Genomic DNA, 24,044 nt, shown 5'->3' with positions numbered 1-24,044 from the left:
GTCAGCCATTACGTCAGCAAATAGCTCAGTAAAAAAGCTCCTCAGCTACATAAGTCCCCCAGCCTCCTCAATGAATTGCAGAGCCTGATGATGAACCTCCTCGTCTACTACGGCAGTCAGCAAAATATCATGACCCGTAGGTCCACCTTGTCCGCCATGACTCATGCCGCTATTTGCCGGATCTGCAGCAGCTAGAATCTCTGCGCCTGGGATTCCAATACTAGTCTGCTGTAAAAAGGTTGCCGCTAAACCACTCCCGCTACCTGCGATAGAATTCATTACATCATAACCTTCTTCAGGATATCGACTGAAACGGTCAATGGATACATCGATTGCACGAAGCGAATTCAGTTTACCTGCAACAACTTCCGCTTCCTCCGGACTTCTGAAATACGCCAGAATATTTTTCTCACCCATCTAAATCCTTCCCTTCCTTCATATAAGGATAAAATAGAGGCTGCCATATAGCAGTTCCTTGAACTTTTAGCATGTAATTTAACTCTCCACATTATTCAAAATAATAATCAATAATTGCGGCTCAAAACCATAATTAGTGCTTGGAATCATGTAGATCGAAGCGAAGAGGACTAAATTGTTCTGGAGAAGCTAAAAGCTTCCCTTGGGAAGCTACCTCGGAAGCATAAGCTGCGTTCGCCTAAAAGCTTTCCGCAGGAAAGCTACTTCGGAAGCCTATGCTTTGCCATCGGATTTCTACCCAATATGCGGTTAAATAATCAGGAAATCTGAGGGCAACAGCGATCGTAAGAATAATTCGTCATCGTAGCGGCTATCTACGCTCCTGTTTTCAAGCACTAGTCTTAGGTATGAGCTAAAATTGCGATATAAAAAATTTGAAACTATTTGTCCTATTTCCCGTAATACTCAAATAGACACAGACACATACTCTAGGAGGGTTTTATTCAGCATGATGAAAAGAATATTTATGATTATGATGGCCTTCACCTTGATCTTGTCCTTCACTTCCACTGATGTGACAGATGCGAAAAGAAGAGGCGGAGGATTCAAATCGGGGCCAAGTAGTTCATTTACGAACCCCAACAAATCAAAGACTACTGACATACAGAAATCGGATACTACTTCAAACAACAAATCAACAACAGGAACATCAACAGGGGCAGCTAATAAAGGAAGAGGATTCTTTAGCGGTGGCGGACTGATGAAAGGTCTTATGATCGGTGGGCTTGCAGGGATGCTCTTCGGAGGTATGTTTGGTGGAATGGGCTTCTTGGGTAACGTACTAGGAATGCTTGTTAACCTCTTCGCTATCTTCTTGATTATCATGGTAGTAGTTGCTTTATATCGCCGCTTCAAAAACCAACCAAGACGACCAAAACGAATTAACTAACACATATACAATAAGCGATAAAGAACAAGCCGACATCAACATGATGTCGGCTTGTTTTATTTTAGTATAATATCTGTCTTATTTCAGTCAATCTCCACGAAACGCTCGCTTTACCCGATCAAAGAACGATTGTTCATGCTCATGAGTATGTTCTCCATCCATTGCTGCGATCTGACGCATGAGATCCTTTTGCTCATCACTCAACTTGCTTGGCGTAACCACCACTACCTTGATGTGTTGATCGCCTTGGCCAATACCACGAAGCCGCGGAACACCTTTGCCTTTGAGACGGAAATAGGTGCCCGTTTGTGTACCAGCTGGTACCTTAAGCTTGACCTTCTCAGTCAGAGTCGGTATTTCTATCTCATCACCAAGCGCTGCTTGAGCAAAGGTCAAAGGAACTTCACAATAGATGTCGTCGCCTTCACGCTGGAAGAAATCATGAGTTTTCACACGGATGATGATGTAGAGATCACCCGCCGGACCACCACGAAGACCACCTTCACCTTCACCTGTCATGCGAAGCTGTGCACCATCATCCACACCCGCAGGAATGCGTACATGGATTTTACGTTGCTTCTTCACGCTACCATTACCATGACAAGTTCCGCATTTTTCTTTGATGATTTGTCCCTTACCACCGCAATTGTTACATGCACGGCGGTTCACCATACGACCGAATGGAGTATTTTGTACGACTTCTTGTTGACCGGAACCATGACAGACCGAGCACTTCTCCGGTTTCGTTCCTGGTTTCGCTCCAGATCCAAAACAAGTATCGCAACTCTCAGTCCGTGGAATCGTAATATCAGTCTCTTTACCGAACACGGCTTCTTTAAACTCAACAGTCATCGTATATTGTAGATCGTTCCCCCGTTGTGGACCGTTTGGATCGCGTCTACCACCGCCTCCACCACCGAAGAACATATCAAAGATATCGCCAAATCCGCCGAAATCTCCGCCACCGGAGAATCCACCTTGGTTCGGATCAACATGTCCATACTGGTCATATCTTGCACGTTGCCCAGAATCGCTTAACACATCATAGGCTTCTTTAACTTCTTTAAATTTCGATTCAGCATCAGCCGCTTTATTTACGTCTGGGTGATACTGACGGGCCATCTTACGATAAGCCTTCTTAATCTCTTCATCAGAAGCATTCTTACCAAGGCCCAACACCTCGTAATAATCGCGTTTCTCAGCCACTCTTCCACCCCCGTTATATCCTTTGTTACCTGCCGAATGAGTTACTCCCATAACCCGGCAAAAGGAAAGTCAAAGCGCGGAGTGTCCCGCACTTTGACCTTCCCGGTTCACCAAAGCTTATTCAGAAATTAACGTACCCGTGACAGGGAATTAATCCTGTTTCTTATCCTCGTCAACAACTTCGTATTCAGCATCTACGACATTATCTTTGTTTGGACCTGCAGTATTACCTTCAGCTCCGCCAGCTTCAGCTTGACCAGCTTGTGCAGCCTGCTCATACAATTTAACGGAGAGCTGTTGTACGATTTCAGTCAACTTCTCTGAAGCCGCGTTGATTTCTTCCAAATTATCGCCTTCCAAAGCTTTCTTCAGCTCTTCCTTCGCTTCATTAGCTTTTTCAGTTTCGGAAGCATCCACTTTATCGCCAAGATCCTTAATAGTTTTATCTACGCTATAGATAAGTTGGTCGGCATTATTCTTCGCTTCAACCATCTCTTTACGTTTCTTGTCTTCGTCAGCATGAAGTTCAGCATCCTTCATCATGCGCTCAACTTCTTCATCACTAAGACCGCTGGAAGAAGTGATCGTAATCTTCTGACTCTTACCTGTACCTTTATCTGTAGCCGCCACGTTAACAATACCGTTAGCATCAATATCAAAGGTAACTTCAATTTGTGGAACACCACGTGGTGCGAGAGGAATATCGCCCAACATGAAACGTCCTAATGTTTTGTTGCCTGCAGCCATTTCGCGTTCACCTTGAAGCACGTGAATTTCTACGCTTGGCTGATTATCTGCATATGTGGAATATACTTGTGATTTACTTGTAGGGATCGTAGTGTTACGCTCGATCATTTTTGTAAATACGCCACCAGCTGTTTCGATACCAAGTGATAGTGGTGTAACGTCTAGAAGGACAACGTCTTTCACATCACCAGTTAATACGCCCGCTTGAACAGCAGCGCCTAGAGCAACAACTTCATCTGGATTTACGCCTTTGTGTGGATCTTTCCCAGTCAATTTCTTAATCGCATCTTGTACTGCAGGAATCCGTGTGGATCCACCAACAAGAACGATTCGATCGATTTCAGCAGGTGTTAAGCCGGAATCGCTCAGTGCCTGGCGAGTAGGTCCCAGTGTACGTTCTACTAAACCAGCAGTCAATTCATCGAATTTGGCACGAGTCAAGTTAATTTCCAAGTGCTGAGGTACGCCATCAGCAACTGTGATAAACGGAAGGGAAATTGTCGTAGTAAGTACGCCAGACAATTCTTTCTTCGCTTTCTCAGCAGCATCTTTCAAACGTTGTACAGCAGCTTTGTCTTTGCTTAGATCGATACCTTGATCTTTTTTGAACTCAGCTACCAAATAATCCATAACAACTTGGTCGAAGTCATCTCCGCCTAGTTTGTTATCTCCACTTGTCGCTTTAACTTCAAAGAAGCCGTCGCCAAGTTCAAGGATAGATACGTCAAACGTACCACCACCAAGGTCATATACAAGAATCGTTTGATCTTCTGATTTCTCAAGACCATAAGCCAGTGCCGCAGCTGTTGGCTCGTTGACAATACGTAGTACTTCAAGACCAGCGATTTTACCAGCATCTTTAGTTGCTTGACGTTGGCTATCGTTGAAATACGCTGGAACTGTAATAACCGCTTGGGACACGGTTTGTCCTAGATATGCCTCTGCATCAGCTTTCAACTTTTGCAGAATGATAGCGGAAATTTCTTGAGGAGTATAATCTTTACCATCCACAGTTTCTTTATGGTTTGTACCAATATGTCTCTTAATGGAACTAATCGTGCGATCCGGATTAGTGATAGCTTGACGTTTTGCAGTTTCACCTACAACGCGTTCACCGTCTTTTTTGAAACCTACGATTGAAGGGGTTGTACGTGCGCCCTCTGGATTCGGAATAACGACAGCCTCGCCGCCTTCCATAACTGCTACGCAAGAGTTGGTTGTTCCAAGGTCAATACCGATTACTTTACTCATTTGGAATATATCCTCCTTTAATGTGTTTGTTCTATGTGTAGCTCTTTGACAAAATTCCGTGCTATTGGCTAACTTTAACCATCGCCGGACGAAGAACTTTATCTTTTAGAAGGTAACCCTTCTGAACTTCCTCAACTACAATGCCTTCTTCATACTCATCGGATTCCACTTGCATGATCGCTTGATGATACTCTGGATTAAACGGTTCACCCACAGATTTCATCGGCTTCAAGCCTTCGGAGCCTAGTACATCCTCCAATTGGCGGAATATCATCTCTACACCTTTAACAAAAGCTGAGTTATCGGTACTATCACTGCCAGTGGCAAGTGCTCTTTCAAAATTGTCTATGACCGGAATAAGCTGAGTGATCAATACGCTTGATGCATATTTGGCCAACTCTTCCTTCTCCTTCACAGTACGACGACGGAAGTTATCATAATCAGCTTGAACGCGAAGTACACGTTGTTGAGATTCTTCATTCTCTAACCGAAGCTTCTCCACCTCAGCGGATGCATCCTCAATCGTTTGCTCCTCAGTAGCAGGATTTTCTTCTACTTCATTTTGTAGTTCTTGTTCAGTTTGTTCTTGATGCATGTTATCATTCACGTTAGAATCTTCCCCTAAATTAGAATTCATTTGATCTTGAACTGGTTCTTTTTTCTTCAAGATACTCACCTCCTTAACATACGATAATCCCATTAATTCATTCAGATTAATGCCCTCGTGACAAGAGTTTTGTTAAGTCTTTGGATAAAACATCCAATATCAACATCACTCGTGCATACTCCATCCTCGTTGGTCCCAAAATACCGATCGTCCCGACTGCTTGACCTTCAATAGCATAAGTAGCTGTTATAAGGCTACAACTGGAAAAGGCTTCATGATCGTTCTCCATACCGATACGGACCTGAATCCCGGAGCCCGTTGATGCAGAAGTCATCATCTTGAGTAACGTAGGAGTTTCCTCCAACAGATCCAATATGCTTTTCACTTTGTCAACATCCCTAAATTCAGGTTGAGTCAGCATATTTGTCGTCCCGCTGAGGAACAGTCTTTGACTATCTGTTCCATCACTGTCCAACACTTCGCTCAGCATATTCATCAGACCTTCAAAATGATTGATGTGTCTTTGCATTTCTTGCCCAATTTCATTGTGCAGAGCAGATTTCAGCTTATATATAGGTACCCCAGTCAATTTGCGATTAAGCAGATTGACGACCTTCTCCATTTCCGAAACCGAAACACCGGCTGGAATGGTGACCGTCTTATTCTCCACCTGGCCCGTATTCGTCACGACGATCGCCACAGCCGTATTCTCGTTCAAAGGAATCAACTCGAAATGGCGCAACGATGTATGAAAAACCTCTGGACCCAGCAAGATGGATGTGTAATTGGTCATTTGGGACAATATCGTACCTGCATGCTGGACAACCTCTTCAATTGCGTTAAGCTTCTCCGCGAAAGACGTCTTTAATGTGACGAGTTCCTCGGGAGTAAGCAGATTGAACGGAGACATGTGATCCACATAGTATCGGTAACCCTTGTGGGAAGGTATGCGGCCTGCAGAAGTGTGAGGTTGTTCCAGAAAACCCAGTTCCTCTAAGTCCGCCATTTCATTACGAATGGTAGCTGGACTATAGCCGACATCTCCACGTTTGGAAATACTTCGGGATCCTACAGGTTCCGCAGAACGAATATAATCGTCTACTATTGCAGTAAGAATCATTCTTTGGCGTTCGGTCAACATCATTATCCCTCCTAAAGGCCTTAAGCCGATTATTTAGCACTCATGCCTAACGAGTGCTAATCACTAATACAAAAATACCAAACCGACCTGACGATTGTCAAGTCAGTCCAGTATCTTAAGGACAGCTATTTCATCACAGCAATGCTGTTTTGCACAGTTTACGCAGTCGGTCCAAACTTTCTCAGGGAAAATATCTTTCTCAACGACCGTGAATCCATTTTTCAGAAAAAACGAAACTTCATAGGTCAACGCCATTACTTTAGGGATTTTCTGATTTCTTGCTTCCTCTATTAATAGGTCAACAAGCATAGAACCAAGCCCACGCCCCTTGTGCCCTTCAGAAATGCCTAATGAACGTATTTCTACCAGTTCATCTCCTAGCCTGCACAATGATCCACAGCCTACGACTACGCCCTCAACTTCTGTGACAACAAAATCAGAGATCTGCCGTTCCAGTAATTGACGCGAACGTGGAAGCATGATTCCACGACGAGCATAATCTTCTATCATTATATAAAGAGGCTCTACGTCCTCAAGTCTCGCTTTTCTGCATACAATCACGGCCGGAGTTCCCATTTTATTCCTCCCAAATTCAAACTAATACGAATAAATATACATTATGTTGTATATATAATCAAGGGAGTAAAACAATTATTTTTATACCGTCAGTATGCCAATAAACTCTGCGAACACTTCATTACCGAACAAGATTCCCTTCTCACTGAGGCGATACCCGCCCCCGTCCGCGTGTCTTTCCAATAAGCCCGCATCTAGCATTTTTTCGAGTGGCTTCTCAAAGACTTCCTCAATCGACTTTTTAAATTGTGAAGTAAAGTCAGCGCTTCGAATTCCCTCTAGTACCCTGAGACCAACCATGACGAAATCTTCCATAGCTTCCTCTTCTGAAACCATAAATTGCTGCATACGAGGTAGTCCTGCCTTAGTTGCTTCAACATAAGGGTTAACACCTTTGATATTCACATGACGCTGCCGGCCTACATATCCATGTGCCCCCGCACCAAGTCCATAATAATCCTCATTACGCCAATAGGTGATGTTATGACGACTTTGCATTCCTGGCTTAGCAAAATTACTAATCTCATATTGGTTACGACCTGCCGCACTCATCCGCTTCATGAGTAGTAGATACATTTGTAGCTCGTCTTCTTCTGTTGGGAGAGGTAATTGGTTCTTGTTAAACATCGTATGGAACAACGTATTCTCTTCAACTTTGAGACTATAGATAGAATAGTGGGGCAAATCTAATTCGAGTGCCTTGGTAATACTCTCATCCAACATTTCTACGCTTTGATTTGGTAATCCAAACATAAGATCGATGGATAAATTATTCAGGCCCACCTTCTGTGCATTCTCCAAACTGCGGTATACATCATCAGTATTATGGATTCGTCCTATTCCCGATAACAATTCATTCTGAAACGCCTGAACACCAAAGCTAACTCGGTTAACGCCGCCATCTTTCATAACTGCTAATTTCTCGAGATCTGTCGTGCCAGGATTGGCTTCCATTGAAAATTCAATATCCGATGACCAGTCACCAAAGTGCTTCCGCACCGAACCGAGGAAATACTCCATTTCCTGCGGATTTAGTACCGTCGGCGTTCCACCGCCTACAAAAATACTTTTAATCTGAGCTGGCGGTGTGTCCCGCACGGTCATCTCCATCTCAAGATCCAACGCTCGCAAATAATCCATCACCGGTTGATCCTTCAGCACATAAGAGTTGAAATCACAGTAAAAGCATTTATTTGTGCAAAACGGTATGTGTATATATACCGCACTGGGAGCTGTACTCCCTGTCTGGTGGTTATCCGGCATTGCCTGCCCATCCTTTTTTAACATTTGGTCCACGGTAATGCCTCCTTCTTCTTCTATTTGTATGGAAAAGGGAAAGCCCGTGGGCTTTCCCTCTATGTTCTTGAGATCTCTAATTACTCATCGATCTTTAATACTGCCATGAACGCTTCTTGAGGGACTTCAACGCTACCAACCTGTTTCATGCGTTTCTTACCCTCTTTCTGCTTCTCGAGCAGCTTACGCTTACGTGAAATATCACCGCCGTAGCATTTAGCGAGAACGTTCTTACGCAATGCTTTAACCGTCTCACGGGCTACTACCTTCGTACCAACTGAAGCTTGAATAGGAATCTCGAACATTTGACGAGGAATCAACTGACGTAACTTCTCGCAAATGATCCGACCCCGATGGTAAGCACGGTCACGGTGAACGATGAAGGATAGAGCATCCACTTGTTCACCATTGAGCAGGATTTCCATTTTGACGAGATTAGATCTCCGGTAACCCGATACTTCGTAATCAAATGAAGCATAACCTTTCGTGCCGGACTTCAATTGATCAAAGAAGTCATACACGATTTCCGACAACGGAACTTGATAAATAATGGTAACCCGTGTCGTATCAAGGTATTCCATGTTGACAAACTCGCCGCGCTTCGATTGGCAAAGCTCCATAACGGTACCTACATAATCATTCGGCACAATAATTGAAGCCTTCACATACGGTTCTTCAACATAATCGAGCTTACCCGCTTCTGGATAGTTAGATGGATTATCAATTGAAATTGTCTCTCCATTTGTTAGTGTTACGTGATAAATAACGCTTGGTGCGGTCGTAATGAGCGGAATATTGAATTCGCGTTCAATACGTTCCTGAATAACATCCATGTGGAGTAATCCAAGGAATCCGCAACGGAAACCGAAACCAAGTGCGCTCGACGTTTCCGGCTCCCAACTAAGCGACGCATCATTAAGTTGTAGCTTCTCTAATGCTTCACGAAGATCGTTATAATCCGATGTTTCGATCGGATATAATCCGCAATAAACCATTGGATTGATTTTACGATAACCAGGCAGCGGCTCTGCTGTTGGATTCTTAGCATCCGTTACTGTATCCCCGACTCTGGTATCACCCACAGTCTTCATACCAGCAACGAAAAATCCTACATCGCCGACGTTCAATTCATCTACCGTTGTCATGCGCGGCATAAATGCCCCAACCTCAATAACCTCAAACGTTTTGCCTGTAGCCATCATTTTGATCTTCGAGCCTGCTTTGATCTGCCCGTCCATTACCCGAACGTATACGACTACTCCCTTATAAGGGTCATAATGCGAATCAAAAATAAGCGCTTTGAGCGGTTGTTCAGGGTCACCCGTAGGTGCAGGCACCTTTGCAACGACCTGTTCCAATATTTCCTTAATCCCGATTCCTGCTTTTGCTGAAGCGTGTACGGCCTCACTTGCGTCTAACCCGATCACGTCTTCGATTTCCTGCTTCACCCGGTCAGGATCAGCGCTTGGCAAATCGATCTTGTTGATTACAGGCAAAATCTCTAGATTATTATCTAGCGCCAAGTACACGTTAGCCAGTGTCTGCGCCTCAATACCTTGTGCCGCATCTACTACCAAGAGTGCCCCTTCACAAGCCGCAAGGCTACGGGATACTTCATACGTGAAATCGACGTGTCCCGGTGTATCGATCAGGTTCAACAAATACTCAACGCCGTCATCCGCACGATACGTCAAACGTACAGCCTGCAGTTTGATCGTAATCCCACGCTCACGTTCTAAGTCCATATTATCTAGCACTTGCTCCTGCATTTCACGCGAAGTTAGCGCCCCCGTATATTCCAGAATACGGTCGGCTAGTGTCGATTTACCATGGTCTATATGTGCAATGATACTGAAATTTCGAATCTTTTGTTGTCTCGCTCTGATATCCGTCATCCTTACCCCCACCACAAATCCATTGAAGTACAATCAATTCATTATATCAGTTGAAGGGAAGGGCGGCAATGCTGGCTAATAATTATGAACGGCTAGAAATTTTTGGTTGGAATCATCTTATAGTGGTATCAACATGAAAACCTCCGGAGTCGTGTAGCTCCAGAGGTTTTGACAAAATAATTACTGCGTTACTTATACTGCCTTACTTCGTCGCCCAAACTTCGTCAATATACCCTGTAGCGGTTCCTTCCGTTCCGTTTGGAGTAACGAACTGAATTCCTATCTCTTTAACGATTTTTAGATCTTCTACCTTAAATTTCGTAAGGTCAATCTCAAAAAGTGTGAATCCCTCTTCATCCGTGATAGCTGAGTCGGTAGCATTCCAAGTCCAAGCTTCCGTCATCTTAATAAACACCTTAGCTTGAACGTTCGAAACATCGGATACAATCTTCACCTTAGCACTGAGTTTGGAGAAACCACTAAGATCCAAATTAGCGACTTTAGAAGCTGCAATCCAAGGATCAACATCACTTGCTTTCCAAGAGAAATCCACCTTCAAGACATTTGATGATACTCCGCCTTCTGTATACACAGCTTGTGTGGCTGTAGAGCCCGAAGTTGCTGTCCACCCTTCAGCATCAGTTTCAAAATCGTACTTAACGACTGGAGTAACCGGGGTAACCCCAGCTAAAGTAACATCTTTTAAATACAACTCCGCTGTACCCCCATCGTTGGAGATAGCTTCGATTTTAATTCCAATGGCTCCTATGTCTTTGAGATCTTTTGATTCAAGAGCACTCAAGGGAATAGTCACTGTTGTATATCCGTTGGAACCAATTTCTAACAAAGTACCACTATCATGCCATTTCCAAGCTGATCCGGACTTAAAGAATAGACGTGCCTTCGCTGTGCCCTTGGTCAATTTAATTTGCGCACTGATACTGTCGAGTCCTGACAAATCCAAACTCGACGGATACACAACTAGTTCAAATGCTTCATTTGAAACTCCATCCACATTCTCACCCGTATTTTCCAAAGCAAATGAAGTACTTAGCACCTGTTCTGAATCTGCATACGTTGGAGCTTGTGCTTTGGCTGTATTACTCTCGATCTTCCAGCCCGCAATATCTACGATAGATTTGAATTCATAAAGAACACCCGGCGCATGCCCAGGTCCTTCTGATCCTTCACCATTGTCTGGGACTACAGGAAGAGAACTGTCGTACATCGCACGAATCTCATCGAGATACAACGAACCCTTATGCCCACTACCATCCATCGAATTCACATAGATATTAAAACTCTGCACCTTTTTGAGACTGTCTTTATTGATTGGTCCACCGGAACCATGGTTAACTACAAACTCACTAAAAGGAATAGTTAACTCTCCAGAGCTGTTAGGATTCAAATCTGGATATGCCTCATAATAGCTGCCGTTCATGACAATTTGTATAACCAATTTTAAACTTTGACCATCCTTTGCATAGGATAATCCGTCAGAATCAACCCATAATTGGAGACCATTATAATCTGACCAGTTCACGGAGCCTAGGCTTTTTCCGATCCCCGTATATCCCGCTGTACTTAAGTCGTATTGCAGCTTCATACCATAATCGCCAGCGCCTTTATATTCCTCGTTCAACGCTACGCTGACATCATCTCCACCTGCTTTTGGATACTTCGCCACTAATGCATCGTTACTTCCATCATAAGACTCAAAATCATCAACAAGAGAAACGTCAACCACTGGAGCTGTAAAAGTACTATACAGGCTAACATCATCGATATAGATGGACAAGCCATCTTGGGAAACCAATCCACTACCAACTAATGAAATCGCTAACCCCGTAGCTTCTGCTGATTTCTCTGGGTTATCCAGTTCAATTGCAATTTCATATTTGTAATATTGGACTCCTTCAATCACTACCTGTTCAAGGTCAGACAATGATTTATACGTAGTGTCCATTCCGTATTTCCCATCCCAATCATCAGGCAGCATCACAACAGCGCGGATTGCAGCGTTATTATCATCATTCTGCGCAGCAACAGGGATTAGCGCATTAAATTTAACCCGCGTAACCTCAGCTAGATCAACTCCCGCTAACGCTTCTGCCTTCAATTCTAGCTTCAGTTCTTGCCATGTATCACTTGCTACCAAGCCGTCCGAGACCCCAATCTCCAGCTTGCCATTACCATCGACAACCGAATGCCCCAGCTCCATTTGGATTGTTGATGGATAAGTTCCATTGTTCTGTATCTGAGTGATACTCTCAGGTGTATCAAATGCAAGCTGTTTGATCAACAATTCCCCAACTTTGACAAATACCGATATGCTTTGTTCTAAAGTAGTTTTTCCCGTATAAGTTCGCACTGTAATATCTGCTGTCTTCCCGTTTTGACTCGCCTCCGGTGTCCATGGCGCCGAGTAATATCCATCACTATCTAATGTCATTTCAATCTCAGTTGTCGTTGAACCACTAACGGTGTAAGTAACCTTAGTCGGTACTACATTCTGCACTTTGGTCCGAATGATAGTAGTTGACTCCGTTACCGTACCAATGTTAGTCGGTGATACGATATGCATAAATGGTTGTTTTGTAGATACCGTAACCTGACGATTGTATACATTCTGACCCTTGACTTCACTTGCAAACGCTGAGTAAGGATCTTTATAGAAGTTAATGAAGTCTGGAAGAAGTTCATGATCACCTAATGTCGCTGCATTGTGATATGGCACATATAAATTATTGCCTTCGCCAAAGTTCGCCCAAGTCAACATATAGGCTATTCTTCTTGCATCAGGATCATTTTGAATCGCCTTCAATATTTTTGTAAACCATTCTTTTTCATTGTTTCCCGTTGTTTTCATACCTGCTGCACTGTATCCATATTCAGATAAGGTAGCAATTTTCCCTTTACGATCAGCAAGCTTGGAGATCATTTTCAAGTCTTTAACAAGACCGTTCAGGAATCCCTCACTCCCGGCATTTTCCTTGTTATCGTATTGATCCATCCCAAGGATATCTACGTAATAATCGCCAGGATAGGTGGTTAAGTACTCATTCTCATTTCCGTTAAAAGTTCCATTTGGAGAGTATACGTATAAAAAGTTGCGCACTCCCTTAGTATCTCTTAAATACTCCACTGTATATCTGTACAGCTCAATATATTCGCTTTTGGTAGTTGTTGAAGCTCCCCACCAAAACCATCCACCATTTTGTTCATGAAAAGGACGGAATAATACAGGTATAAGCTTACCGTTATCATCCTTTAACTGATTTGCAAAGCTCGCAATGCGGTCCAAATATTGTTTGAACTCACTGTTCTTATCCCCACCTGGTAAAATACGTGTAACAACGGACTGAGTGGCACCTTCAGTATTAGAAGTATCTTTAAAATCGCCGCCAGTTACAGGGTTGTAAGGATGCGTACTTAAAGTGACAATTCCACCAAGGTCATACGCTTCCTTCATCGCGGCCGAAAGACCTTTACGACTAGCTTCATAATTACCAGATACGCCTGGTGGGTTCTCGTGTCCATCCAAACTGAGCGTATCCCAACCAAATACGGCTGGATAATCACCAACGGAATTTTTCACATCCGAAATCACTTTACCTTGAGCATCTTTTCCGGCAAAGGATACTGTCGTGTCATGTTGGTGACCAAACAGAACACTTTTACCACGGACTTCATTCAGATAACTGAACAAAGATTTAGTCTCTGCAGTAGCCTGCGAATCTACTAGATTGATGCTAGGGCTCACTGTGCCACCACCTGAGTTGTCTGATCCCCCTCCAGATCCACTACCCGCGTTACCAATCACCGCGGTTCCATTATCTGACGAGACAATCGATTGAACCTTACCCTTATTAATAGTAACTGTTGTATTAGGCGGTATTAATTGCCCATTGACCTTCACCCCGTCAACTAAAACGGTTAAGCTGGTGATACTCCCCTCACCATCGATCGTTGTCCCACTTGCTTCACTTCCGATAACTACGCTTGTAATCGTGGTACCGTCTGCTATAAGTAATGAAGCTGGGGCATTCAACTGAATACTACTAATTGATGCACCTCTTTCAAGTACAAGAATAGACGCACTATCAACTACAACCTGGTCCATCGTAGTAGTTCCCGAAACCACTACACGAACTTTACCCGCAAGACGATTGACGACAACTTTCGTCAATTTGGAGTTATTGATCTTGATAGAATGCTCTCCACCGCCGGAAATGAACGTTGTTCCTAGTACCGTCACATTATCCAGCGTTACGTTACCCTCACCTATACCTGCTGCCAGGTATAAATTACCGGAGATTACAGTGTCCTTGAGTATAATATCTTCTTGATTGATGATGGCATGATTATTGATCTGACCCCCAGTAACGGTTCCCACCGAGGAGAAGAATCCCGGCAACAATAGATCCATCACTTTCATCAGTTCAGCCCTTGTAATCGTTTGATTTGGGCGGAAAGTACCATCAGGATAACCTTTCACCACATCACCTAGAGCAGCAACAGCTTCAAGAGCATAAGAACTAATAGATGAAGCGTCAGAGAAAGAGGTAGCTTTACCTTTATCCCCCGACTCCAATGATAGCGCTTTCGAAATTATGGTAACGGCATCTTGTCTTGTTAAGGAACTAGAAGCTTTAGCCAAATTTCCAGGATACCCTTGATAATATCCAGCCTGTTTGGCAATAGAAAAGGCATCATAGTACCAAACACCATTAGCTACATCAGAGAAGCCTTCTTCCGATTTCATATCATAACCAAACATTTTGTTAATGATCGTAACCATTTCAGCTCTACTCACTTGATCGTTAGGGTGGAATGAACCATCAGGATAACCCTGAACAATACCCTCGCCCACCCATTTGTCGATACTGTCCTGAGCCCAATGCGTCTTAGAGAGCCCTTGATTTGAAGACGCTGCGGATGCGCCTAAACTTGGAATTGCAGCCAAACATAATAGAATTAACGTTAGAAAAATGCTAATACTCTTTTTTGCAAATCTCATTTTCATCCCCCTCGAATATTAGTTAAGTACACATCTATATAAACCCCCTTACATTTAACAAATAATGGATGTTAATTCCAACCATAATTTGTATAGGGGAATTGATGTATTCTAGTAACCATGTAATGCACATATTTCGAGTTACAACGTGAACATTTTCAACTTTTCTTTCAGCCTGGTGGAGGCATTCTCTAATTTACCGGATAGTTCCACTAGCAACTCACTAACGTTCTCCTGTTCCCCACTAAGTGAAGCTACCTCCTGTGATGTCGCTGACGACTGTTCGGCGATTGTACTAACATTGTTCATTGCTTCTGATAATACGGTCTGAGATTCGTTCAATCCTTCGATTGATGTAGTAATGGTTTCTAGCCGATTAAGGAAGCTATCCATTTGCCCCTGTACTGAAATAAAAATTTCGTTCGTATCTTTCACTGCATTCACTTGCTGTCCGTAGAGTGGCAATACTTCGGATAGTACAGTGACCGTGTCTTTCATTTCACTCATAATGCCATCGGTAATTTGGCCAACCATATCGATTGATTGTCTAGATTGTTCTGCTAACCCGCGAATCTCGTCTGCAACTACCCTGAATCCTTTGCCGGCAGTCCCAGCTCTAGCTGCCTCGATCGTAGCATTCAACGATAAGATATTTGTTTGCTTCGTAATATTCTGCATGACTTCAAGTATCTTCATGACAGATGAAACCGTCTCATTCAGTGCATTCACTTTTCCTAACAATATTCCGGTTGAGTGTTCTGTGATATTTGTTTTCTCAAGTAATTTATCTAGTTGGACTATTCCCCGTTCACTGGATCTCCCGACCAAATTAGCAGCCTCCCTCATCTCAATATTAGCCGCGTTTACCCGTTCCATTTCGTTAGAGATTTGATCCGTGAGTTCGCTCCCGCGATCGGCTTCTTGAGCCAGATTCGTAGCTCCGATCGCAATTTCCTCCGTCGCCGTCGCAATTTCTTTGGCAGATAGGGCCGTTTTTCTTGATGCATCACTAAGTTCCCCAGCTGACTCCAATACTTCATGGGCCGTTTGATTCGTCTGTTCAACTAATGAAGTAATTTGCTCCATCATGTCGTTGAACGAAGATGATAACTGACCAATCTCGTCCAGGCCCCGCTTCTGCATTCTGACATTCAGGTTCCCTTTCGCCGCTTTTTGCATCAGACTCTGCATGGTTTTAAGTGGATCGGCGATCGTTCTAGCCATCCAAATCCCGATAAGCAAAGCGATAAGAGCGACGATCCCGGCCGTAAAATATGTAGTTGAGAGTATTTTGCTGACATCGCGTACTAGATAGGCAACAGGTACAACACTGACCAGTCTCCAATTCGTGAGATTGAGTGTACTGTATACAGTTAGAACTTCATTTCCGTTTGTATGGTTGCTCTTGATACTCCCTTGGCTATTCAGTAATTCGTCCCCTTTAAAGATGTCTTCCGAATTAAATTGCTCTGTATCATCTGAGGAAGCGATTATCTGTTTATCAGGAGTGACCAATTGAAGAAGTGATTGATCGCCCAAATCCACCTTTTTTAACTCATCCGTCATTATAGATGCTCTTATATCCACCACAATAGTATATGGGATGCCTGTATTCGCCAGCGTTTTAGCTAAACGAAATACAGATGATGAATTGGACTCATCACTTTTCTCTCCTGCCATCCATGTAGATTTTTTCGTTTGCATCAACGTTTCATACCATTCACTATCTTTAACTCCGTTCAGAAACCCTTCGGCTTCTGTTCCTGAAACCACATTGGCCATGACATCGTTTTTGGGAATGATATATGCAGCGAGAACTCCTGGATTAGCAAATACCCAATTACCTAATTCAGCAGATATTTTTTGCTTGAGAACAATTTGCTGACGACTATCTGTACTCTCTAACGAGGCTTGCCTGACCATATCCTGAAGTTCACTGGTAAACAGTGACTGCTGAAGAGAATCCTCATAACGCTGCAATAAAAGTTCCAACTTCTCTGCTGTTAAGCTTACGGTTTGTTGCGTGGTTAGCTGGGCATTTTTCTGGATCGTGTTCTTTGACATCTCGTACGATACAATCCCTAGACTTAGTACAAAGATCATAGTCGCCATAAAAAAAATGACAAACAAACGAGCACCTACCGATTTTGAAGGATTAAAACCCATGTTTCGGAGCCATGATGTCTTTTCATTCGTCGCTTGCACCAGATTGTTCATACAATTAATTATCTCCTTTTAAATAGACTTGTACGTGAAGCCGATTTAGAAGAACGGTGAACTATTCTTACAGTTTCAGAAACTCTTGTAATGTGCGATCGCTTAGACGAGGCAAATACTCATGACCATACTCGTAATAAACGAGTAACTCCTTATCGGATGTGATTTTGTTATAAGCTGCAAACTGAGTGGACGGCGGACAGACTGTGTCAGATAAACCTGTTACAAACAGGACTTTAGCTTGAATACGATCTGCCAAATTCTGAATATCAATTAGTCCGAGCTTATTGAACAATTCATCCTCGCGATGATGATGTGGATCGAAGAAACGGAAATAATAGGACAATTCTTCGTAAGCAGATGTTGTGATATCGAGTTCCCAAGCCCTGCGATAATCAGACAAAAATGGATAAACAGGAATCGCTAGCTTCACACGTGGTTCTAGTCCAGCACAAGCGATCGTTAATGCCCCACCTTGAGAGAGACCATGTACTCCGATTCGTTCTGGATCAATGTGTTCCATGGACATCAGAATTCTAACGGTCTGTACGGTATCAAGAAATACATTCCTGAAATACAATTTATCAGGATCAGGGTCATCCACACCGCGAATAATATGCCCACGAATCGTCGTTCCCTGAACGGTCAGGTTATCTTCCGAAAGGCCGCCTTGGCCACGGCAATCCATTGCAAGTACCGAAATACCATGTGCAGCAAAGGTCACTTTATCTATCCAATCTCCACTATCACAGGCATAGCCGTGGAAGTAAGCCATTCCAGGTCCTTTCTCTTTGATTATGCTAGGTTTAACATATTTAGCGTGTATTCTCGCTCCACCGACGCCGGTAAAGTACAAATGGTAACACTCTGCATGTTCACTCTTGAAATCAGCAGGCACTAACTCGTATTCTAATGACACTCCATCTAACTCTTGTAAAGCCTTCTCCCAATATGCATTGTAATAATCCGGTCTAGGACTGCTACCACTGTATTTCTTCAGTTCTGCTAAAGTCATATCGTTAGCCAACTTCATTCCTCCTAAATAAACAAAAACGGATTAATCGCAAGATATAATCCGTTTTTATTTTGAATATTTATGTCTACACTTTATTGCGAATTAGATAATACCAATTTCCGCGTCATCAGCCACTACTTCATTCGTCTCAATCACATAGTCCACGATTTCTTGCACTGTCGTATAAGCTACTCCAACATAGGTATCTGCCGCTCCGTAGTAAATTGCGATTCTGCCACTCTCCGCATCAAAAAGTGTTGAGCATGGGAACACCACGTTATTTACAAACCCTCTCTCTTCATACCATTCTTCCGGTGTTAATACGTAGGTACTAGAGCGGTATTTGACCTTCGATGGTTCTTCCAGATCAAGAATCACCGCCCCCATACTGTACACAAATCCGTTGCATGTTCCAGTTACACCATGGTAGAACATCAACCAGCCCTCTGTCGTTTCGATCGGGGCCGGACCGCCGCCAATTTTGACAGATTGCCACCAGCCTTGACCACCTTTGGTCATGACGTGACGATGTTTACCCCAATATACAAAGTCCGGACTTTCACTCAGAAACACATCGCCAAATGGCGTATGCCCACTGTCACTCGGACGAGATAACATCACGAAATTATCATTAATCTTTCTCGGAAAGAGTACCCCATTACGGTTAAATGGTAAGAATGGATTATCCAGACGGACAAACGTCCTGAAATCATCTGTCTTTGCGACACCTATTGCTGCGCCGTAGAAATCAGTGCACCAGATAATATAGTAAGTACCTTCTACCTTTACTAATCGCGGATCATACGCGTAGTTCGGTTGGAATGGCTGCCCTTTTTCATTAACAAATTCAATTCGTTCCTCTTCAATTTTCCAGTTCAGCGCATCGTCACTCCAGCCCATATGTAAATGAGGACGGCCATTGATCGTTTCTGCACGGAACACACCAACAAAACGATCTTCATAGGCGGCAACAGCGCTATTGAATATGCGCGCGATCCCTTTAGCAGGGTTTCTATTGATTACCGGGTTATCACTATGTCTCCACACGGGACCCACAGCGCTCTCCGGTTTGTTTTGCCAAGGCATATTCGGTAGATTTTCTCCAATAATTTTCACTTCTGTCATGATGTAAAACTCCTTCCGCAAATTACGTAATTATTTTTATTTTTCTGAACCCTGTGCAAATCCGTTGTATATATATTTTTGTAATGATATGAACGCAATTAGAATCGGAACAATCGTAATCATAATAGCCGCGCAAATGACTTCCCATTGTGAGCCATATGGACCTTTAAATTTATACAAGGCTGTCGAGATTACTTGTAACTCCTCACTTGGCATGTAAAGGAAAGGAGTGTAGAAGTCATTGTAAACATTAACACCTTTAATAATGATGACGGTTACTATCGCTGGGGCTAGCAATGGCAGAATAATTCTTCCATAAATCGTGAAATAAGAGGCGCCATCTAACATCGCAGATTCATCAAGAGATTCAGAGATCGTGTCCAAAAACTGCAAGAAAATATATACGGCTATGATATCGGTCCCGAGATAGAGAAGAATTGGAGCAAAACGCGTATCAACCAAATGAAATGCATTGATGATCCGAAATGTAGCAACTTGGGTCGTTACACTTGGGATTAAAGTAGCCAGTAAGAATGCCCCCATTAACAATTTACTCCCGCGGAATTTGAAACGGTTCAATACATAAGCGATCATAGAACCAATCAATGATGCACCAATGATTGACACAACTACAATAAATACGGTATTTCCGAATCCAAGCAACATCTTTCCTTCTACAAATGCCTTGGTATAGTTAGCGAAATTCGTCCAACTTTCAGGAGGAGTCAGCGGACCCGTGGACCCATATTCTTTGTTTGTCTTCAGTGAGGCGAACAGAACGACGACAATCGGTACAAGCGCAACGAATGCTCCTAGGAGCAACGTTATATACTTAAACACACCCGATGTGGCATATTTCAGTCTATACATGTTATTTATCCTCCTTGATCAGCGCCTTCTGAAGTACCGTCACAAGAACGACGATGATAAGCAGCACCACAGCCATGGCGGAAGCCATACCTAATTTGTTATATTTAAAGGCCGTAGTCACAGTTTGAATAACGAACGTGTTACTGCCGTTTGAGCCATTAGTCATAATATAAGGAATGTCAAACGCACTGATCGCACCACTAATAGCTAAGATCAGGTTTAACTGTAGAATTTTTTGAATACTAGGAATAATGATATGCACAAATTGATGCCAACGATTCGCACCATCAATATCCGCAGCTTCGTATATATCTTTGCCGATCGATGAGATCGCGCCCAAGAATATAATGAAGTTAAACCCCATATATCTCCAAACTGAAGCGCCAGATAGTGAAATGTTAATAATTTTTGGATTCAGGAGCCAACCTTGCGTGAAGTCCCCAAGACCAATAAATTGTAATACCGTATCTAAAGTGCCATCCGCTCTGAAGAAAAAGAGGAAAATAAAACCGATAGCTACACCATTCATAAGAAAAGGGAAAAATAGTACCCCTTTAAAAAAGTTCTTGAATCGAGTCTTAAAACTTAGAATTGTAGCAAAATATAAAGCTAGCCCCATCTGTACAAAGGTTGCTCCAAAATAGTACAAAGCGACCTTAAACACAGTAAAATATTTAGAATCCGTAAATATCGTTTTGTAGTTTTCAAGGCCGACATGATCATAAGTCTTACTGTATCCGTTCCAGTTTGTGAAGCTGTACTTAAACATGTTGAAAACCGGTAAATAAGCAAATGTAATTAGCAAGGCCACAGGAATAATTGAAAAAGCTACAATGATGATTCGACGCTGCGTCTTATAAGTTAAATTTTTGAACACCACTCACACCTCCAAGGAACTAACTCTACTCTATCTAAATCTATATCTTTCATTTGAAAGATAAGGGAAACGCACTTCAAGCGCGTTCCCCACCTTCTATTCAACACTTACTTATTTCACGACTTTCGCGCGAGATTTAACCCAAGCATCATTCAAATCTTTCATAATATCATCGTAAGAGTCTTTCAAGTTACCAATTCCCGCTTCGATAATACGTTTCTTGAATTCCGGCTGCCACAGACCGATTTCTGCATCTTTATCGATCTTATCAACAAAACCTTCTTGCCCAGCTTGAGCTGGTGTCTGCAATTCGAATTTCACATCCGTGCCTTCAAATTGTTTCAATGTAGCAGGTAATTCAGCTCCAACAACAGGGCTCATTCCACCTGCTTGTTCTGTTGGATAACCTGATTTGTTAATGAACCAATCCAACCATGCTCTTGCCGCTTCTTTGTTCTTACTGTGCACACTAATTCCTAGTGTATAATCGTCAGCTAGCGGCATGATAATTTCTTTAGCATTTGTAGGATAAGGCATGTAAGCGATGTCATCAGGATTCGCAGCCAAAGCTTGCACTTGGCCAATAGCCCAAGATCCAAGTACCATAGCGCCTATTTTCCCATTGGCCATATCGACTTTGGAAGCATCCCAGTTCGTCGTAGTCGGGTCAGGTTCGATCAAACCTTGTTTTGCAGCGTCGTACATGATTTTGTAAAGATCATAGTGAGGTTTACCTGGAACAAAATTATCATCCGAATTTACTTGGTCAATGTTCACATAATCAACGCTACCCGCCGCAGTAGTCAGTACAGCTTCCCATTGCGTCAACGGCCAGCCATCAGCATAGTTCGTATAGAGTGGAATAGCGTCACCTTTGTCCTTAATCGCTTTCAGTGCAGCCAGAAACTCATCTGGTGTTCTTGGAGCCGTTGTGATACCAGCATCTGAGAACACTTTCTTATTGTAGAGAATACCTGAGAAGTTAACAGCCGTTGGAAGACCATAAGCTTTACCATCAACCGCTCTCTCTTCCAGACCGATGTATTGTTTGCTCATTTCCGCCAAATCACCTAACGGCTCAAAGAATTGTGCCGTATCAGCAAGTGGAATACTAGTTGGTATCAACAGAACATCACCATAATCGTTAGAGTTCATTCGAACGGTAATTTGTCCTTCGTAGTCGGACAACCCTTGGAAGTTCACTTTTACATCCGGATATTCTTTGTTAAACTCAGTAGCATACTCTTTGAACACTGTATCTACAATATCTGTTCTTTGCGTAATTACGGTAATTTCACCGGAGATCTCCGGAGCCGCAGTTTCCTCAGGTTTGGCGGTTTCGCTCGTATTGGCCGAGTTAGTTGGCTTTGCACCTTCGTTCGAATTATTATTCTTCGAACCACATCCTGCTACCATCGTAAGCACGAGCACCAATGCCATTAAACCTAATAATGTTCTATTCCTTTTCATCTTTCTGCCCCTTTCGTTTACAAAATTAAGTTATCGATAAAGTACTTCTAAAGTCTATTATGCATACGCTTACTTGTCAATATTAAATTAATTAATTAAGTTATAAGTATACATATGTTAAGTTAGTATCACTTGATAATGTGTGAAAATTAGTTTCCTTTCTATTTAGAAAATAAAATTGTATACTATTGTCGAGAATTCACTAGCTGATCTCATAGAGATCAAGCTATACAGGATGGTGATTGGAATTATGAGAACTAATGTAACGATGCAGGATATCGCGAACAAACTAGGAGTCAGCAGTGTAACTGTATCTAAGGCCCTAAGCGATAAAGAAGGCGTTAGCGATAACCTAAAAATAAAGATCAAAAAGTTAGCCACAGAAATGGGGTACCGGTACAACTCTGCCGCTAAATCGATCAAGGATGGACTTTCCTATAATATTGGAGTCATGATTCCTCAGCGCTTTACCGGACCTAACGAGTCTTTCTACTTAAAGGTTTATCAACAAATCGCCCTTCATTTAGACAGTTATGGTTATTATGGTATTTTGAACATATTAAGTAATGAAGATGAACAGCTATTAAACTTCCCAAGAATTTATAGCGAGAACAAAGTAGACGGGATTATCATCTTGGGACAAGTTAGTAAGCAATATATAGAAACAGTTCAGAATATGGACTTGCCTAAGCTGTTTTTGGATTTTTATGATGAGCATGCTGCGATCGACTCAATTGTTACAGATAACTTTTATGGCGCATATGAAATAACCAATTATCTAATTCGTAGCGGACATCGTGAAATCGCCTATGTTGGAAATATTTATTCAACAAGCAGTATTCAGGACCGTTTTCTAGGTTACTATAAATCTTTACTTGAGCATGGACTAACTTTAGATCATCAGTTGCTACTCAACGATCGGGATGAGAATGGCAAATACATTGACATTGAATTACCCGAGGATATGCCTACAGCATTTGTATGCAACTGTGATCAGATCGCCTTTGAATTATGTGATCGTCTCAATTCAAAGGGGTTCAAAGTCCCTGAAGACTGTTCAGTGGTCGGGTTTGACAATGATATTTACGCAACTCTTTCGACTCCACAGCTTACTACTGTGGAAGTTGATATTGACCAAATGGCACGTACGGCCGTGAAATCAATCATGGAGAAAGTATCCAACCCGAATCGCCAAACCGGTCGAATCCTAGTTCAAGGTAAGATTATTTTCCGGGACTCTGTTCGCAAACTGAATGATGAATCCGCAACAACTAACGACTAAACTTACATTTCATCAAAAAAACCACCAATCGGTGGTTTTTTTGTTTTTTCTAGCATCCTATCTTAGTCACATTCTGCAATGCC

At 42.6% G+C, this 24,044-nt stretch carries 17 protein-coding genes; 2 read left to right on the top strand and 15 right to left on the bottom strand.

All coding sequences use genetic code 11. The features are described 5' to 3' along the window. Positions 1-45 precede the first annotated feature (45 nt). Positions 46-417, bottom strand: coding sequence for a hypothetical protein (locus EJP82_RS11885; RefSeq protein WP_127192277.1), 372 nt, complete (start codon positions 415-417; stop codon positions 46-48). A gap of 508 nt (positions 418-925) precedes the next feature. Between EJP82_RS11885 and EJP82_RS11880 the strand changes: the two genes are divergently transcribed. Next, positions 926-1,366 carry a hypothetical protein gene (locus EJP82_RS11880; RefSeq protein ID WP_127192276.1) on the top strand — a complete coding sequence of 147 codons (441 nt, stop codon included), beginning with the start codon at positions 926-928 and terminating at the stop codon, positions 1,364-1,366. A gap of 87 nt (positions 1,367-1,453) precedes the next feature. Here the strand turns inward: EJP82_RS11880 and dnaJ are convergent, their stop codons facing one another. The 14 genes from dnaJ to EJP82_RS11810 all read right to left on the bottom strand — a co-directional run bounded on the left by dnaJ (position 1,454) and on the right by EJP82_RS11810 (position 22,679). Beyond that, positions 1,454-2,572 (bottom strand): molecular chaperone DnaJ, encoded by a 1,119-nt coding sequence (dnaJ, locus tag EJP82_RS11875; RefSeq protein WP_127192275.1) that lies wholly within the window; start codon positions 2,570-2,572, stop codon positions 1,454-1,456. A 150-nt stretch (positions 2,573-2,722) separates the two neighbouring features. Beyond that, positions 2,723-4,570 carry a molecular chaperone DnaK gene (dnaK, locus tag EJP82_RS11870; protein ID WP_127192274.1) on the bottom strand — a complete coding sequence of 616 codons (1,848 nt, stop codon included), beginning with the start codon at positions 4,568-4,570 and terminating at the stop codon, positions 2,723-2,725. A gap of 61 nt (positions 4,571-4,631) precedes the next feature. After that, a complete protein-coding gene (gene grpE / locus EJP82_RS11865) occupies positions 4,632-5,237 on the bottom strand; it encodes a nucleotide exchange factor GrpE (RefSeq protein ID WP_246054054.1) in 606 nt (201 codons plus the stop codon). Between the two features lie 46 nt (positions 5,238-5,283). After that, positions 5,284-6,318 carry a heat-inducible transcriptional repressor HrcA gene (gene hrcA, locus EJP82_RS11860; protein WP_127192338.1) on the bottom strand — a complete coding sequence of 345 codons (1,035 nt, stop codon included), beginning with the start codon at positions 6,316-6,318 and terminating at the stop codon, positions 5,284-5,286. 102 nt (positions 6,319-6,420) lie between these two features. After that, entirely contained in the window at positions 6,421-6,894 is a 474-nt protein-coding gene (locus EJP82_RS11855) for an N-acetyltransferase (RefSeq protein ID WP_127192273.1), read from the bottom strand. Between the two features lie 81 nt (positions 6,895-6,975). Continuing rightward, the gene (hemW, locus tag EJP82_RS11850) at positions 6,976-8,157 is read right to left on the bottom strand and encodes a radical SAM family heme chaperone HemW (protein ID WP_127192337.1); all 1,182 of its coding nucleotides are present in this window, start codon (positions 8,155-8,157) and stop codon (positions 6,976-6,978) included. A gap of 113 nt (positions 8,158-8,270) precedes the next feature. Continuing rightward, entirely contained in the window at positions 8,271-10,085 is a 1,815-nt protein-coding gene (lepA, locus tag EJP82_RS11845) for a translation elongation factor 4 (RefSeq protein ID WP_127192272.1), read from the bottom strand. A 202-nt stretch (positions 10,086-10,287) separates the two neighbouring features. Next, a complete protein-coding gene (locus tag EJP82_RS11840; RefSeq protein ID WP_127192271.1) occupies positions 10,288-15,105 on the bottom strand; it encodes a glycosyl hydrolase in 4,818 nt (1,605 codons plus the stop codon). Positions 15,106-15,246: 141 nt separating this feature from the next. Beyond that, the gene (locus EJP82_RS11835) at positions 15,247-17,322 is read right to left on the bottom strand and encodes a methyl-accepting chemotaxis protein (RefSeq protein ID WP_127192270.1); all 2,076 of its coding nucleotides are present in this window, start codon (positions 17,320-17,322) and stop codon (positions 15,247-15,249) included. 67 nt (positions 17,323-17,389) lie between these two features. Then, positions 17,390-18,349 carry an alpha/beta fold hydrolase gene (locus tag EJP82_RS11830; RefSeq protein WP_127192269.1) on the bottom strand — a complete coding sequence of 320 codons (960 nt, stop codon included), beginning with the start codon at positions 18,347-18,349 and terminating at the stop codon, positions 17,390-17,392. A gap of 90 nt (positions 18,350-18,439) precedes the next feature. Further along, positions 18,440-19,462, bottom strand: coding sequence for a glycoside hydrolase family 130 protein (locus EJP82_RS11825; RefSeq protein ID WP_127192268.1), 1,023 nt, complete (start codon positions 19,460-19,462; stop codon positions 18,440-18,442). 36 nt (positions 19,463-19,498) lie between these two features. Then, entirely contained in the window at positions 19,499-20,332 is an 834-nt protein-coding gene (locus EJP82_RS11820) for a carbohydrate ABC transporter permease (protein WP_127192267.1), read from the bottom strand. A 1-nt stretch (position 20,333) separates the two neighbouring features. Then, on the bottom strand, positions 20,334-21,209 hold the full coding sequence (locus tag EJP82_RS11815) for a carbohydrate ABC transporter permease (protein ID WP_127192266.1): 876 nt from the start codon (positions 21,207-21,209) through the stop codon (positions 20,334-20,336). A 111-nt stretch (positions 21,210-21,320) separates the two neighbouring features. Continuing rightward, positions 21,321-22,679 carry an ABC transporter substrate-binding protein gene (locus EJP82_RS11810; protein ID WP_127192265.1) on the bottom strand — a complete coding sequence of 453 codons (1,359 nt, stop codon included), beginning with the start codon at positions 22,677-22,679 and terminating at the stop codon, positions 21,321-21,323. Positions 22,680-22,929: 250 nt separating this feature from the next. Between EJP82_RS11810 and EJP82_RS11805 the strand changes: the two genes are divergently transcribed. Next, positions 22,930-23,961 carry a LacI family DNA-binding transcriptional regulator gene (locus EJP82_RS11805; protein WP_127192264.1) on the top strand — a complete coding sequence of 344 codons (1,032 nt, stop codon included), beginning with the start codon at positions 22,930-22,932 and terminating at the stop codon, positions 23,959-23,961. The last annotated feature ends 83 nt before the right edge of the window (positions 23,962-24,044 follow it).

The sequence above is a fragment of the Paenibacillus anaericanus genome (assembly GCF_003994475.1).
GTDB lineage: Bacteria > Bacillota > Bacilli > Paenibacillales > Paenibacillaceae > Fontibacillus > Fontibacillus anaericanus.
This window is presented reverse-complemented; position numbering and strand designations above follow the sequence as displayed.

Bases quoted from the DNA above. Each gene is read 5' to 3' on its own strand.
- EJP82_RS11855 (WP_127192273.1), bottom strand. From the start codon at position 6,894: ATGGGAACTCCGGCCGTGATTGTATGCAGAAAAGCGAGACTTGAGGAC.
- dnaK (WP_127192274.1), bottom strand. From the start codon at position 4,570: ATGAGTAAAGTAATCGGTATTGACCTTGGAACAACCAACTCTTGCGTA.
- EJP82_RS11820 (WP_127192267.1), bottom strand. From the start codon at position 20,332: ATGTATAGACTGAAATATGCCACATCGGGTGTGTTTAAGTATATAACG.
- lepA (WP_127192272.1), bottom strand. From the start codon at position 10,085: ATGACGGATATCAGAGCGAGACAACAAAAGATTCGAAATTTCAGTATC.
- EJP82_RS11805 (WP_127192264.1), top strand. From the start codon at position 22,930: ATGAGAACTAATGTAACGATGCAGGATATCGCGAACAAACTAGGAGTC.
- EJP82_RS11880 (WP_127192276.1), top strand. From the start codon at position 926: ATGATGAAAAGAATATTTATGATTATGATGGCCTTCACCTTGATCTTG.
- EJP82_RS11835 (WP_127192270.1), bottom strand. From the start codon at position 17,322: ATGAACAATCTGGTGCAAGCGACGAATGAAAAGACATCATGGCTCCGA.
- hemW (WP_127192337.1), bottom strand. From the start codon at position 8,157: ATGCCGGATAACCACCAGACAGGGAGTACAGCTCCCAGTGCGGTATAT.
- EJP82_RS11810 (WP_127192265.1), bottom strand. From the start codon at position 22,679: ATGAAAAGGAATAGAACATTATTAGGTTTAATGGCATTGGTGCTCGTG.
- EJP82_RS11885 (WP_127192277.1), bottom strand. From the start codon at position 417: ATGGGTGAGAAAAATATTCTGGCGTATTTCAGAAGTCCGGAGGAAGCG.
- EJP82_RS11840 (WP_127192271.1), bottom strand. From the start codon at position 15,105: ATGAGATTTGCAAAAAAGAGTATTAGCATTTTTCTAACGTTAATTCTA.
- EJP82_RS11825 (WP_127192268.1), bottom strand. From the start codon at position 19,462: ATGACAGAAGTGAAAATTATTGGAGAAAATCTACCGAATATGCCTTGG.
- hrcA (WP_127192338.1), bottom strand. From the start codon at position 6,318: ATGTTGACCGAACGCCAAAGAATGATTCTTACTGCAATAGTAGACGAT.